Source organism: Erythrobacter sp. HI0063, assembly GCF_001635685.1.
Lineage (GTDB): Bacteria > Pseudomonadota > Alphaproteobacteria > Sphingomonadales > Sphingomonadaceae > Qipengyuania.
Genome location: NZ_LWFF01000346.1, coordinates 13,034 through 27,193, shown reverse-complemented (window position 1 = coordinate 27,193; position 14,160 = coordinate 13,034). Strand labels below are relative to the sequence as shown.

The 14,160-nt window shown below is 62.8% G+C and carries 14 protein-coding genes; 9 read left to right on the top strand and 5 right to left on the bottom strand.

Annotation, left to right across the window (positions count from 1 at the left end; translation table 11 throughout):
* Positions 1 to 61: 61 nt before the first annotated feature.
* The 5 genes from A3736_RS15590 (at position 62) to wecB (ending at position 4,425) form a co-directional block, all read left to right on the top strand.
* The gene (locus A3736_RS15590) at positions 62 to 1,423 is read left to right on the top strand and encodes a S41 family peptidase (protein WP_067684826.1); all 1,362 of its coding nucleotides are present in this window, start codon (positions 62 to 64) and stop codon (positions 1,421 to 1,423) included.
* A 4-nt stretch (positions 1,424 to 1,427) separates the two neighbouring features.
* Positions 1,428 to 1,940, top strand: a complete 513-nt coding sequence (locus A3736_RS15585) for a disulfide bond formation protein B (RefSeq protein WP_233999448.1) — start codon at positions 1,428 to 1,430, stop codon at positions 1,938 to 1,940.
* On the top strand, positions 1,927 to 2,475 hold the full coding sequence (locus A3736_RS15580; protein WP_067684824.1) for a demethoxyubiquinone hydroxylase family protein: 549 nt from the start codon (positions 1,927 to 1,929) through the stop codon (positions 2,473 to 2,475). Before A3736_RS15585 ends, A3736_RS15580 begins: the two co-directional genes overlap by 14 nt.
* A 92-nt stretch (positions 2,476 to 2,567) precedes the next feature.
* Positions 2,568 to 3,239 (top strand): hypothetical protein, encoded by a 672-nt coding sequence (locus A3736_RS15575; RefSeq protein ID WP_067684823.1) that lies wholly within the window; start codon positions 2,568 to 2,570, stop codon positions 3,237 to 3,239.
* 70 nt (positions 3,240 to 3,309) lie between these two features.
* A complete protein-coding gene (gene wecB / locus A3736_RS15570) occupies positions 3,310 to 4,425 on the top strand; it encodes a non-hydrolyzing UDP-N-acetylglucosamine 2-epimerase (protein ID WP_067684821.1) in 1,116 nt (371 codons plus the stop codon).
* Between the two features lie 9 nt (positions 4,426 to 4,434).
* Here the strand turns inward: wecB and A3736_RS15565 are convergent, their stop codons facing one another.
* Positions 4,435 to 5,436, bottom strand: a complete 1,002-nt coding sequence (locus A3736_RS15565; RefSeq protein WP_067684819.1) for a GDP-mannose 4,6-dehydratase — start codon at positions 5,434 to 5,436, stop codon at positions 4,435 to 4,437.
* Between the two features lie 110 nt (positions 5,437 to 5,546).
* Here A3736_RS15565 and wecC point away from each other — a divergent pair, with 110 nt between their 5' ends.
* The gene (gene wecC, locus A3736_RS15560; protein ID WP_067684817.1) at positions 5,547 to 6,806 is read left to right on the top strand and encodes a UDP-N-acetyl-D-mannosamine dehydrogenase; all 1,260 of its coding nucleotides are present in this window, start codon (positions 5,547 to 5,549) and stop codon (positions 6,804 to 6,806) included.
* Between the two features lie 41 nt (positions 6,807 to 6,847).
* Here the strand turns inward: wecC and A3736_RS15555 are convergent, their stop codons facing one another.
* The 4 genes from A3736_RS15555 to A3736_RS15540 form a co-directional block, all read right to left on the bottom strand.
* Positions 6,848 to 8,605 (bottom strand): nucleoside-diphosphate sugar epimerase/dehydratase, encoded by a 1,758-nt coding sequence (locus A3736_RS15555; RefSeq protein ID WP_233999446.1) that lies wholly within the window; start codon positions 8,603 to 8,605, stop codon positions 6,848 to 6,850.
* 281 nt (positions 8,606 to 8,886) lie between these two features.
* Complete coding sequence (gene fabI / locus A3736_RS15550) at positions 8,887 to 9,690, bottom strand: enoyl-ACP reductase FabI (RefSeq protein WP_067684815.1); 804 nt, start codon at positions 9,688 to 9,690, stop codon at positions 8,887 to 8,889.
* The gene (locus A3736_RS15545; protein WP_067684813.1) at positions 9,687 to 10,721 is read right to left on the bottom strand and encodes a YihY/virulence factor BrkB family protein; all 1,035 of its coding nucleotides are present in this window, start codon (positions 10,719 to 10,721) and stop codon (positions 9,687 to 9,689) included. Before A3736_RS15545 ends, fabI begins: the two co-directional genes overlap by 4 nt.
* A 3-nt stretch (positions 10,722 to 10,724) precedes the next feature.
* On the bottom strand, positions 10,725 to 11,702 hold the full coding sequence (locus A3736_RS15540; protein ID WP_067684811.1) for a DnaJ C-terminal domain-containing protein: 978 nt from the start codon (positions 11,700 to 11,702) through the stop codon (positions 10,725 to 10,727).
* A gap of 105 nt (positions 11,703 to 11,807) precedes the next feature.
* Between A3736_RS15540 and pdxH the strand changes: the two genes are divergently transcribed.
* From pdxH to A3736_RS15525, 3 genes are read left to right on the top strand one after another with little or no spacing between them, the layout of a single operon-like run.
* Positions 11,808 to 12,416, top strand: coding sequence for a pyridoxamine 5'-phosphate oxidase (gene pdxH / locus A3736_RS15535; protein ID WP_067684809.1), 609 nt, complete (start codon positions 11,808 to 11,810; stop codon positions 12,414 to 12,416).
* A complete protein-coding gene (locus tag A3736_RS15530) occupies positions 12,413 to 13,360 on the top strand; it encodes a cation diffusion facilitator family transporter (protein WP_067684806.1) in 948 nt (315 codons plus the stop codon). Before pdxH ends, A3736_RS15530 begins: the two co-directional genes overlap by 4 nt.
* Positions 13,357 to 14,151, top strand: a complete 795-nt coding sequence (locus tag A3736_RS15525; protein WP_067684804.1) for a PhzF family phenazine biosynthesis protein — start codon at positions 13,357 to 13,359, stop codon at positions 14,149 to 14,151. Before A3736_RS15530 ends, A3736_RS15525 begins: the two co-directional genes overlap by 4 nt.
* Positions 14,152 to 14,160: the final 9 nt, after the last annotated feature.

Genomic DNA, 14,160 nt, shown 5'->3' with positions numbered 1-14,160 from the left:
TCTGGTGTTCATGGCCCGGAAGCGATAATACGGTCAGCAAACAGGATTGGACCGCGCCCAGATGAAATTCGCCGAACTCGCCCGCAGCGCCGCGCTCGTCACCGCGCTTGCGCTGATTCCCGCCACGACGGCGGGCCTCGCCCAGGTCGAAGGGCGCGCGGGACCGGAATTTTCCAAGGTTTTCGCGGTCTATCAACGGATCAAGGCAAGCTATGTCGAGGAAGTCGACGATCAGACGCTGATCGACGGCATGATCGATGGGATGCTGGCCGCGCTTGATCCGCATTCGGCCTATCTCGACGGGTCCGATCTGGACCGGCTCGAAACCATGATCGACGGCAATTATTCGGGCCTCGGCCTGTCGGTGATCATGGAGGACGGGGCGGTCAAGATCATCTCGCCCTTCCGCGGCAGCCCGGCGGACAAAGCCGGGATCAAGGCGGGCGATTTCATCACGCATTTGGACGGCAAGCTGATCTATGGCGGCGAGCTGGACGATGCCGTGGCGCAGATGCGCGGGCCTGCGGGCACTGCGATCCGGCTAACCGTGTTCCGTCCCGGTCGTGACGAACCGTTCGACGTCACCGTGACGCGCGGCGTGATCGAGCTGGAGCCGGTGACGCACGAATTGATGGACGGGAATATCGGCCACATCATGGTCAACGAATTCTCACGCGATGTCGGCGCCGATGTGCTGGCATCATGGGAAGCGTTGCAGCAGGAGGCCAGCGGGCGGTTGAACGGCCTGGTGCTCGACATGCGCTCCAATCCCGGCGGTTCGCTGGACGAGGCGGTCGCGCTGTCGGACCTGTTCCTCGACGATGGCCGGATCGTGTCGCAACGCGGGCGCATCCGCGGCGAGAATATCGTCTACAACGCCGAAACCGTGTTCCGTGGCGACATTGCCGAAGGGATTCCGATCGTGGTCCTGATCGATGCGGGTTCGGCCTCCGCGTCCGAAATCGTGGCCGGGGCCCTGCAGGATCATCGCCGCGCGGTCGTCATGGGCGATCGCAGCTTCGGCAAGGGCAGCGTCCAGTCGCTTCTCCCGCTCGGCAGCGACGCCGCGCTCAAACTGACGACGGCACGCTATTATACCCCCTCGGGACATTCGGTGCAGGAAGGCGGGATCAAGCCGGACATCGCCGTGCCGCAGCTCTCCGATCCCGATCTGGCGCAGCGTTCGCGCTTCATCATGCGCGAATCGGATTTGCGCGGCCATCTGGTGAACGAATTGGGGCTGGAGGATTCCGCGCTCGAAACCGACAAGCGGGACGATCCGCGCTTCAAGCTCACGGCGGAGGAGTTGAAGGAGCAGGGAATCGAGGATTTCCAGCTCCATTACGCCGTCGACACGCTGCGCCGGGCGAGCCCTAACGCCATGGCGAGTGCCCCGCGCAAATCTGCAGCGAAGCGAAATTAAAGCTGTGGCGCCGATCTCGACAGCGCCGGTCCGCCCTGTACCCGGCCGGGTGAAGCTGGCCCAATTGCTGGCGCTGGCGATCCCGGCGCTGTTGCTGGGTGGGGCCTATATTTCCGAATTCGTTTTCGGACTGCATCCGTGCGAAATGTGCTGGTGGCAGCGTTGGCCCCATTTCGCTGCCGTCGGACTGGCGCTCCTGTCGTTTGCAGTGCCGTTGCGAGTGCTTTTTACCGGGCTTGCAGCGCTCGCTATTCTGGTGTCGGGCCTGATCGGCCTGTTCCATGCGGGCGTCGAATATGGCTGGTGGGAAGGCATCACCGGCTGCGCCACCATCGTGGCGAGCGAGGGGACCAGCGCGCTCGATGCGATCATGAACGCGCCGATGATACGCTGCGACGAGGCGCCGTGGGACCTGTTCGGGATCTCGCTCGCCGGATGGAATTTCCTCGTCTCCACCGCGAGTGCGCTCGCGATCCTTTCTCTGCTCGTAAGGAGCCGATCCAATGTCTCGCGATAATTCGAACCCCAAGCCGTTGCGCCCCGAAATCGAACGGATGATCCGCGTCGATCAGGCCGGGGAATTCGGCGCGACGCGCATCTATAAGGGCCAGCTCGCCGTGATGGGCAATCGCGGGCCCCACTCGGCAGAAATCGCCGGAATGGCCGAACAGGAAGAAGGGCATCGCGCGCGTTTCGATGCCATGATGGCCGAACGCGGCGTGCGGCCGACCGCGCTCCAGCCCTTCTGGTCGATCGCAGGCTATGCGCTCGGCGCGGGCACGGCGCTGCTCGGTCCGGAGGCCGCGATGGCCTGCACCGCTGCAGTCGAGGAAGAGATCGACCGGCATTATTCCGAGCAGCTCGATCGCCTTGCGGAGACGGGCGACGAACCGGAATTGAGCGCGATGATCGAGGAATTCCGCGAAGACGAGCGCGAACATCGCGATGCGGCGCTGGCCGCCGGGGCGGAACGCGCGCCCGCCTATCCGGTGCTGTCCGGACTGATCCGCCTGGGTTGCCGCGCGGCGATCAAGATTTCCGAGCGCGTCTGAGGCCGGAACCGCGCCGCCCCTTCGCGCGCTTCATTCACAGTTCACCGCTCCGCGTCTCTACCGGAGCGAACCTGATTTCGGAGACGACTCTCATGATCCGCCGCCTTACCGCATCCCTGCTGGCCGCCACCGCCGCGCTGACCGCGATCCCCGCTGCCGCGCAGGACGAGGCGGGCGACAAGGTCAACATGGTCATCGTCTATGGAGACGATGCCGCGCCGGAGCCTGTCGCCAACGAGATCGTCGTCGTCGCACGCCTTCCCGAAGCGGACCGATTCCGCATTCCTGAAACGCTCCGTTACAGCGACAACCCCGCGAACAAGTCCTGGGCTTCGCGCGTCGAACGGCTCGATATCGTCGGCGATTTCGGGACTCTGTCCTGCTCCGCCGCCGGAGCGGGTTCCGAAACCGGCTGCACCCAGGCGATGATCGAAGCCGCCTATGCCGACCGCGCCAGCGGATCGACCGTGCGCTTTGCACAACTGATCGAAGCCGCGCGCCAGGAACGCCTCGCCACGATCGACGAGGATGCCGCTGCGGAGCAGGAGCGCGTCGAAGCGATCGAGGATGCGTATATGGAGCGTCTGCAGCAGGAACGCGATGCCGAGGTGCCGGAGACGACTGCCGCCGATACCTCACTTCCAACGCTCGACGGCGCCGATCGCGGCCCGCCGGCCACGCCGTCCAAGGATACGCCGTTCGACGATGACAGCGAAACGGCGCAACCGCTCGGGGCTCAGGTTCCGGCGCGCGATCCGCAGTAATGAGCCGGCGATTGCGACCGCGCTGAGATCCGCTCCAGCTTTTAACCTTTGCGCGCTATAGGCACCGGCCATGGCGCGCAAAATCCTCTCGGTCTTCGGCACGCGGCCTGAAGCCATCAAGCTCTTCCCGCTGATCCATGCGTTGGAGCGTGACGATCGCTTCGTCTCGCGAACCTGCATTTCCGCGCAGCATCGCGGCATGCTGGATCAGGTGCTTGCGATTGCGGAGATCGCGCCCGATCACGATCTCGACCTGATGACGCCGGGCCAGACGCTCGACGAATTGACCGCGCGCGCCCTGACCGGGATCGGCCGCGTTCTCGATACGGAAAAGCCCGACTGGGTGGTTGTGCAAGGCGATACCACCACCGTTATGGCAGGCGCGCTTGCAGCCTATTACCGCCAGATTCCGGTCTGCCATGTCGAGGCGGGTCTGCGCTCGGGCGATATCCACCACCCCTGGCCCGAAGAGGTCAATCGCAAGGTCGTCGGCAGTTTCGCCGCCTTGCATTGCGCGCCGACCGAGACGGCGGCGGCGGCGCTTCGGCGTGAGAATGTCGATCCGGAGAGCGTGCGTGTCACCGGCAACACCGTGATCGACGCGCTTCACTGGGTGACGCAGCGTATCGAGCGCGAACCCGATCTCGCCTCGGGCCTCGCAGAGCTGGAGCGGCGCTTCGCTGGCAAGCGGATCATCGGCATGACCAGCCATCGGCGGGAAAATTTCGGCGAAGGGATGCGCGGGATTGCAGACGCGGTGAAGCGGATTGCGGCGCGGCCCGATGTGGCGGTGATCTTCCCGGTCCACCTCAACCCGAATGTGCGCGAAGTCATGAATGCAGAGCTTTCCGGGCTCGACAATGTCGCTCTGATCGAACCGCTCGACTATCCCCATTTCGCGCGGCTGCTCGACATATCCTATCTGATGCTCAGCGACAGCGGCGGCGTTCAGGAAGAAGCGCCTGCGCTCGGCAAGCCCGTGCTCGTCATGCGCGAGACGACCGAGCGGCCCGAGGGTGTCGAAGCGGGCACCGCCCTGCTTGTCGGGACCGATCCCGATCGCATCGTGGCAGAGACGGTTCGTCTGCTCGACGACGAAGCCGCTTACGCCGCGATGGCCCGCGCGCACAATCCGTTCGGCGACGGCAAGTCCGCAGACCGAATCTCCGACCTTCTGGCGGGCTAGACGCGCGTCTCAATCCAGCGCGTGGTAGCGCTTGAACCAGTCTACGAAACGCGGGAAGCCTTCGGCTGCCGATACCGTCGGCTCGAAGCCGAGATCGTCGCGGATCGGATCGATATCGGCGTAGGTCTGCGGAACGTCCCCCGGCTGCATGGGGAGCATTTCAAGCTCTGCCTTGCGCCCGCATGCCTCCTCGATGATAGCGATGACATCCATCAGCTGTTCGGGCCGGTTGTTGCCGATATTATAGAGCGCGTGGGGGGCCGCGCTGCCGCCCGGCTTGATGGCGCCATCGTCTGCGGGAGGTGAATAGAGGCAGGCGAGAACGCCCGAGACGATATCGTCGATAAAAGTGAAGTCGCGCCGCATTTGCCCTTCGTTGAACACCTTGATCGGGCGGCCCGACAGGATCGCATCGGTGAATAGCCACGGCATCATGTCCGGGCGCCCCCATGGACCATAGACTGTAAAGAATCGCAGCCCGGTCAGTGGGATACGGTAGAGATGCGCGTAGGTCTCGCTCATTAGCTCGTCCGCCTTCTTGGTTGCGGCATAGAGCGAATAAGGATGATCGACGCGGTCCTCGACGCTGAAGGGCACCTTGTCGTTGCCGCCATAGACCGAGCTGGAGCTGGCATAGACCATATGCCCGATTTCGCGATGGCGCGCGATTTCGAGGAGGTTCAAATGCCCCACCACATTCGCCTCGACATAGGCACGCGGATTTTCGAGTGAATAGCGCACGCCCGCCTGCGCGCCGAGATGGACGATACGGTCGAATTTCAGCCCATCCAGTTTGCTTTCCAGAGCGGCCGCATCGGCGAAATCGCCTTCGATCGAGGTGAAGGCATCGCCCGCCGCATTCTCGACCCGCGCGATCCGGTCACGCTTAAGCTTCGGGGAATAATAGGCGTTGAACGAGTCGATCCCGATGACGCTTTCTCCGCGCGCGCAGAGCGTTTCGGCAACCGCCGATCCGATGAAACCCGCCGCCCCAGTAACCAGAACCGTCATATTCGCGCCCTTCGAGCCGATCCGGCCTCGCTATGAAAAATCGCTGCGGTTACTGCAATGTTTACCCGCCCCCGGCTAGGGGCAGCACAAACGAGACGGGACTTTCAACAATGCGCGGCGATTCCAAACCGACTGTGTGTGTAATCGGGCTGGGCTATATCGGCCTGCCCACGGCGGCAATCATCGCGCGGGCAGGCTGTCCCGTCCATGGCGTCGACGTGACGCAAAGCGTGGTCGACACGATCAATCGCGGCGAGATTCATATCGAGGAAGTCGATCTCGACGGTCTGGTTCAAGCCGTGGTCCAGCGCGGTATGCTCAAAGCCTCGACCGAGGTGGCGGAGGCTGATGTATTCGTGGTCGCCGTGCCGACACCCTTCGCCAAGGACGGAGCACACACGCCGGATACGAGCTATGTGATGGATGCCACGCGCAAGCTGGCGCGCGTCCTGAAGAAGGGAGATACGGTCATTCTGGAATCGACCTCGCCGGTCGGCACGACAGAAGAGATGGTGGACGCGATCGCGCAGGAGCGGCCCGATCTCGCTTTGCCCGGTCGCTGCGAGGGAACGCCCGATGTTTCGATCGCCTATTGCCCCGAACGTGTCCTGCCCGGCAGGATCCTCGAAGAACTGACGCATAACGACCGTTCGATCGGCGGGATCACGCCGCGGTGCGCGCGCAAGGCGCTCGCTTTCTACAAGCGTTTCGTGAAGGGCGAATGCGTGGTCACCGATGCGCGCAGCGCGGAAATGACAAAGCTGGTCGAAAATGCCTTCCGCGACGTCAACATCGCCTTCGCCAACGAACTCTCGATGATCGCGGACCGGCAGGGGCTCGACGTGTGGGAAGTGATCCGCCTCGCCAATCGCCACCCGCGCGTGAACATCCTTCAGCCGGGGCCGGGCGTGGGCGGCCACTGCATCGCGGTCGATCCATGGTTCATCGTCCACGGAGCTCCCGAAGAAGCCAAGCTGATCCGCCAGGCGCGCGAGACGAACGATGCCAAGATGCACCACGTGCTCGACCGGGCAAGGGCGCTCATCGCCGAGCATTCGAAAGCAAAGATCGGGTGCCTTGGCCTCGCTTTCAAAGCCAATATCGACGATTTCCGCGAAAGCCCGGCGCGCTTCGTGGCTGCGAACCTGGCGCGCGAATACGGCGAGCGCATCCAGATCGTGGAACCCTTTGCCGCCGAATTACCGACGGAATTCGACGGCAGCGGTGCCAGCCTGGTCGATATCGATGACGCTCTGGAAGAGTGCGGCGTGCTGATCGTGCTGGTGGATCACGACGTCTTCAAGGCCATCCCGGCCGAGGAACGCGCAGCGGCCGCCGTTTACGATACGCGAGGGATTTGGCCGAGCTAGCTTAACGGTGGCATGCCGGCTGGACGGGCTACCAGCCTTGTTCAACTCGCCGGGATTTGTGCCGTATTGAGCCCGGATTCCGAGACGTATTCGGGAACTAGGCGGCGCAGGATCGAGAGCGCGGTCTCCCGGTCGCCATCCAGAAAGCACGCGTGCAGCCTGTCGAGCATAGGCATCAGCTCGCTTTCTTCCAGGCTGTATTCGTGCGCATGCATAATCCGCGGATGACGCGTGGGGCGGCTTTCGCTGTCGATCAGCAATTCTTCGTAAAGCTTCTCTCCGGGGCGCAGCCCGATCTCCACGATCTCGATGTCGCCGTCGGGATTGTTCTCGTCTCGCACCGTACGGCCCGACAATTCGATCATGCTGCGCGCCAGATCGTAGATGCGGATCGGTGCACCCATATCGAGCAGGAAGACTTCGCCGCCTTCCGCCATCGCGCCAGCCTGGATGACGAGCTGCGCCGCTTCCGGAATGGTCATGAAGAAGCGGGTTATGTCGCGATGGGTGAGCGTGACAGGCCCCCCGGCACGGATCTGGCGCTCAAATTGCGGCACGACGGAACCGCTCGATCCGAGCACATTGCCAAAGCGCACCATTGCGAAACGTGTCTTGTCCGGGGTTTTGGCAAGCGCCTGAAGGACGAGTTCGCACACTCGCTTGGACGCGCCCATGACGTTGGTGGGGCGTACGGCCTTATCGGTACTGATCAGGACGAAATGCGAGACGCCATTGGCCTTTGCGGCAAGCCCTGCATTGAGCGTGCCATCGATATTGTTGCGAAGTCCGCTGACGACATTGGCTTCCACCAGTGGCACGTGCTTGTAAGCTGCGGCGTGAAATACGGTGTCTGGGCGCCAGCGCGAAAAGAGCCGATCGACCTGGGGGCGGTCGGCCATGTTGATGAGCTGCGGGACGATTTCGGGTCCCGATACCCCATCGAGACCGGAAAACCCGGTCATCTCGCGCTCGATCAGATACAGATTGTGTTCGCTTACTTCGGCGAGGATCAGTCGCTTGGGATGCGCACGGACTATCTGGCGGCACAATTCGCTCCCGATCGAGCCTCCGGCTCCGGTTACGAGGACCGTCTTGTCTCGAATGGTGCGGCTCAGCAGCAAGTCGTTGGGCGCTACCGAGGTCCGTCCAAGCAAGTCTTCGATCCGGATCTCGCGCAGGTCCGAAACCGACACCTTTCCATCGACGAGGTCGGCCACGCTCGGCAACAATTGAACGCTGACGTCCAGCCCGGTGAGCGTCCCGATAATCTCCTTGCGCCGTTCCCGAGAAATGGATGGCATGGCGAGAAAGATTGTGTCGATGGCATGACGTTCGATCAGCGCGGCCAGCCGCTCCGAATGATGGACGGTCAGGCCGTCGAGACGCTGCCGGTCCAAACGAATGTCGTCGTCGGCATAGGCGATCAGAGAGAAGCCCGGATCGTGCCTGATGGAGGAAGCCAATTGCTGTCCGGATGCCCCGGCCCCGTAGATCAGGCACCGCTTGACCTCGATCCCACCATTCGCTCCGAAAAGCTCGACTAATACATATCGCGCCATGATCCGTGAGATCGCGGTCAGGAGAAAAAACAGGATTGGAAACAGGATCGCGATAGTTCGCGGAATTCCGTCGAACTGGAAGAAGGTGAAAATCAGGATCAGTGGGATGGCGAGAATGCCGACCGCATGCGCCAATTGGAGAATGGTGCCGGATCCGGCAAACCGGAAGATGTGGCGATATGCGCCGGTCGCGAAGAAGATGATCGGAAAAAGTAGCAGGGTAACAGCGGTAAAAGTCACCAAAGGCGGCGACCAAGGCATCCATTCGCTAAGCCTTAGCGAAAAGGCGAACCACGCAGAAAGCGCACAGGTCACTGCGTCGGCAGACAAGACGAGCGCACGCTTTTTCCAGCGATCAAGCGCGAGAAGATCTCTGACGGCGGAGGAAAATATCTGCCCCGCGTAAGCTTCAACTTTTGATATATTCGACACGACTGTTTTTACCAAGACCGTTCGACGGGAAAGTCGAAAGCGCTACCTGCATTCTATGAGGCGGTAAATGAACGAAAAACACTCCTAATTCAAACCAATCCAATATCCGGCGCATCTTCCTGCTTCATGCCCACCACATGATAGCCGGCATCGACATGATGCGTTTCGCCCGTCACGCCGGATGACAGGCGCGAAAGCAGGTACAGACCGGCGCCACCGACGTCCTCGATCGTGACATTGCGGCGCAGCGGCGAATTCAGCTCGTTCCATTTCAGGATGTAGCGGAAATCGCCGATGCCGCTTGCCGCGAGGGTCTTGATGGGCCCCGCACTGATCGCGTTGACGCGGATGTTCTTGGGGCCCAAATCGTTGGCGAGATACTGGACGCTCGTTTCCAGCGCAGCCTTGGCGACGCCCATCACGTTGTAATGCGGAATGACCTTTTCCGCACCGTAATAGGTCAGGGTCAGGATCGATCCGCCTTCTGGCATCATGTCGGCCGCGCGTTTGGCCACCGCGACGAGGCTGTAGGCCGAGATGTTCATCGTCATCAGGAAATTGTCGAGGCTGGTGTCGACATATTTGCCGCGCAATTCGTTCTTGTCTGAAAAGCCGATCGCGTGGACGACGAAATCGATCGTCTCCCACCGCTCTTTCAGACTGTCGAAGGCACGGTCCAGCGCATCCATGTCCGACACGTCGCATTCGAAGACGAAATCGCTGCCGAGCTGTGCGGCAAGCGGTTCGACGCGCTTCTTCAGCGCTTCGCCCTGATAGGAAAACGCGATCTCCGCGCCCTGGTCAGCCAATTCCTTGGCAATGCCCCAGGCCAGCGATTTGTCGTTGGCCAGGCCCATGATCAGGCCGCGTTTTCCGGCCATCAATCCGCTCATGCTTCGTCCTTTTCCAATTCGCGCTCCTCCGCCATGTCCCGTTCGAGCGCGGCGCGCCGATCATCGTCGTCATGGCCGAGGGATTTGATCTCTTCCTCGGGCGTTTCCGCCAGCGCGGCGTTCAATTCGGCTCCGATAACCACTCCGAGCCCGACCAGCCAGAAGAAGAATAGCGCCACCATGATTCCGGCAAGGCTTCCATAAGTGAGATCGTATGTGAAGAAGCTGCGCAACACCATCGGCAGCAGGGTCGTCACAGCCACCCACCACAAAGTCGTGAACAGGACGCCGGGCCATTTGGGATAGCGGCGATGGCGATAGCGCGACGGAGTGAGCGTGAAGAAAATGAGATAGAGCGAACCGAACAGGCCGAACGCAGGCACGATGCGCGAGAGGCGCAGCGCCTGGATCAGATCCACCAGTTCGGGGAAATAGGCGTCGATGACTTGCTGGGCCGCGCCGATCACGAATTGCGCGATCAGCGACAGCATCAAGAGCAGAACTGCCCCGAGAATCACGCCGCTCGAAAACAAGCGGTATTTCCAGAATGCATGGGTCAGTTCGGTGCCATAGGCGCGGCGCAATATATCGCGGATCGTCTCGATCAGGCTGCCCACGGTCCACAGGGCGACGAGGGCGCCGAACCACAGAAGCCAACCGCTGCGCGCCTCGATCACGTCGCGCGCCACCGGCTCGATCACGTTTCCGACCACCGGGGGGAGGGCATAGAGCACCGCGTTGATGCTTGCCGCCCGCTCGCTTTCCTCCCCGATCAGGGAAAACAGCGCAGAGCCGAGAATGAAGAAGGGGAAGATCGAGAACATCGCCAGATAGGCGAGGTTGCCTGCATGGATGAAGCCGTCGTTGAAGGTGCCGATCCCGGCACGCTTGGCGACATTCCAGGCGCGCGTGCCGGGCCCGATTGTGTCGACGACGCGTTCCTGCAGGGTTTCGGCATGCTGGCGACGCGCTTCGGGAGAAAGCGACCGGACCTCGCGGTGCTCGGGGGGCGGAAGTTTTCCGGGCGGCAAGTCCTACGCTCCGAGACCGGCCCGTGGGTCGCCAGTATCCTTCCATCCTTCGAGGCGGCTCGCCAGCTCGCCGAGATCCTCGGGCAGCTGGATTTCGAGCGTGACCAACTGATCGCCGCGCGTGCCGGATTTGTTTGTAAAGCCCTTGCCCTTTAGGCGCAGCTTGGTGCCGCCGCTCGTGCCCGGCTTGATCGTCATCATCACCGGGCCATCCACCGTGGGAACGCGGACCTTGCCGCCGTTCACCGCTTCATCGAGCGTGATCGGCAGGTCGAAGCGCACATCGTCGCCTTCGCGGCGGTAGAGCTTGTGGCTCTCGATCTCGATCGTCACCAATCCATCGCCCGCGCCGCCGGGGCCTTGCTGGCCCTTGCCCTTGAGGCGCATCTGCGTGCCGCTTTCGACGCCCTTCGGCAGCTTCAGATCGATTGTCTTGCCATCGGACAGAGTAATCCGCTGCTGCTTCAAGGTCGCGGCATCGACGAAGGGGACGCGCAGGCGATAGGCGATGTCGGCGCCCTTCTGCTGGGGCGGCGCGCGGCGTCCTTGCCCGAACGGATTTCCGCCGCCCATATTCGGATTGCCCCGCTGACGGCCACCGCCGAACAGCCCGTCGAAAATGTCGCCGAGATCGACTTCCTCGCCACCGCCGAAGCCCTGGAAGTCTTCCGCGCGGAAACCGCGCTGGCCGCCGGGATTGAAGCCGCCCCGGCCTCCTCCCATGCCGCCACCACCCATACCCGCAAACGGATTGGCGGGATTGCCGTCGGCATCGATCTCGCCCCGGTCGAAGCGGGCGCGTTTGTCCTTGTCGGACAGGAGATCATAGGCATTGGTGACTTCGGAGAATCGTTCCGCCGCTTTCGGATTGTCCTTGTTGCGGTCTGGATGCAGCTCCTTGGCGAGCTTGCGATAGGCGCTCTTGATCTCCGCTTCGGAGGCGGTGCGCGCGACACCGAGGGTGGAATAGGGATCGGCCATGGTGTGTCAGCTAGGTGGGGCGGGCCCCAAGGGCAAGCGTCCAGAGCTTTTCACAGGCGCAAGCTGCCGCTAGGGCGCCGGGCATCGCAGCAAAAGGATCGAGCGATGGATAGAGATCGCAGTGCCATTCCGCAGACCGATCCCTTCGCCCTGTTCGAAGACTGGTTCGCCGAAGCGCAGGAGAGCGAGCCGAACGATCCCAACGCCATGGCGCTGGCCACCGCGACGCCCGATGGTGCGCCGTCGGTACGCATGGTGCTTTTGAAGGATCGCTCGGAAGACGGCTTCACCTTCTACACCAATGCCGAAAGCCGCAAGGGCCGGGAAATCCGGACCAACATGCAGGCCGCATTGCTGTTCCACTGGAAAAGCCTGCGTCGCCAGATCCGCATCGAAGGCCCGTTGAGCGAAGTGAACGCCGAGGAGGCCGACGCCTATTTCCATTCGCGCGCGCACGATTCGCAGATCGGTTCGGCGGCGAGCGACCAGTCCCGGCCTCTGCCCGATCGCCAGACGTATCTGGACCGGATCGAGGATCTGGCGGAGCGATATCCACAAGGCGATGTGCCGCGCCCCGCACACTGGACCGGTTTTCGTCTGAACCCGCGCCGGATCGAATTCTGGCTCGACCGGCCCAATCGCCTGCACGATCGTCGCGTGTTCGAGCGCGCGGGAGCAGACGCGAGCTGGACCGACACGCTGCTCTATCCGTGAGGCAGAGTACGCCACCCGATCGCGCGCTCCTGACGCGCAGCGCCGCGATCGCCTCGATCACGGTCGCGCTGATCCTGGTGGCGCTCAAGGCGTGGGCGAGCTGGCGGACGGGATCGACCGCGATGCTCGGCAGCCTCGCCGATTCGACTCTCGACCTCCTCGCCAGCGGGATCACGCTGTTCGCGGTCTGGTTCGCCAGCAAGCCCGCCGATCACAATCACCGTTTTGGTCACGGCAAGGCGGAAGCGGTGGCCGCGATGGTTCAGGTTATGCTGATCGCGGTGTCGGCGGCGGGTATCGCGCTGAGAGCGGGCGAACATCTGCTCGGAGGACAGGAGGTCGAGGCGGCGGGGGAAGGCATCGCGGTTTCGGTCATCGCGATTCTGGCGACGTTCGGACTGCTCGCCTGGCAACGTTACGTGATCTCGCGCACCCGGTCTGTCGCGATCCGCGCCGATTTCGCGCATTACCAGTCGGACCTGCTGCTGAACCTCGCCGTGATCGCAGCGTTGGTGCTCGACGATCTTCTGGGCCTCAACGGCGCGGACCCGATATTCGGCCTGCTGATCGCGGTCTGGCTGGTGCGCAGCGCGTGGCGCGCGGGCAGCGAGGCGATTGAGCATCTGATGGACGCCGAATGGCCCGAGGACAAACGCCGCCGCCTGGTCGAGGTGGTCGCGCGCCATGACGGGTTCTCGCGCCTCCACGATCTCAGAACGCGCACTGCGGGCGATATCGACATCGCGCAATTCCATATCGAGATGGACCCGGACCTGACCGTGCGCGAGGCGCACGACATGCTGGAGCGCGTCGAGAACGATCTGGAACAGACGTTTCCCGGCCTCGAACTGTTCATTCATATCGATCCGCGCGGCCAGATCGATGCGCCGGGCAACACGCTCGTCGAAGCCAATGAATTCGAGAAACTGGAGAAGCGCCCATGATCCGCCTGCCCTATTGGCATGTCGATGCCTTTGCCGACCGCCCGTTCGCCGGCAATCAGGCGGCGGTAATGCCGCTCGACCAATGGCTCGACGACGCGACCCTGCTGGCGATCGCGGAAGAGAACAATTTCGCCGAGACCGCCTTCCTCGTGAAGGACGAGACGGGGGAAGCGGACTGGGAACTGCGCTGGTTCACGCCCACCATGGAGATCCGCCTGTGCGGTCACGCCACGCTGGCGAGCGGCCATGTGCTGCTGGCACGCGACGGCGGCGAAAGAATCACGTTTCGCACCCGCAAAGCGGGCGTGCTGGAGGTGGCGCGCAGCGATTCGGGCTATGAACTCGGCCTGCCCCTGATCGAATCCAGTCCCGGCGAATGGCCCGAAGCAGTGGGCCTGTTGGGATCGAAGCCTCGGCAAATATCGCTGAATCCCGAAGGATATGGCGTATACCTGTTCGAAAGCGAGGAACAGGTCCGTGCCCTCGATCCCGATCTGCGCGGGCTTGGAAGCCTGGGCGACGATCAGTTCATCTGCACTGCACCGGGCGAGCGGACCGATGTCGTCAGCCGGGTGTTCGTGCCTGGCGGCGGTGTTGATGAAGACAGCTTCACCGGGTCCGCCCATGCTTGCCTGACGCATTTCTGGACCGAGCGGCTGCGACGCGACAGCTTCACCGCGCACCAGGCTTCAAGACGCGGAGGCGATGCGACATGCCGACGCGAAGGCGACCGCGCCATTCTGGGCGGCCAGTGCGTGACGGTGGTGGAGGGGGGCTTCCTGCTACCCTGACGGGAAACG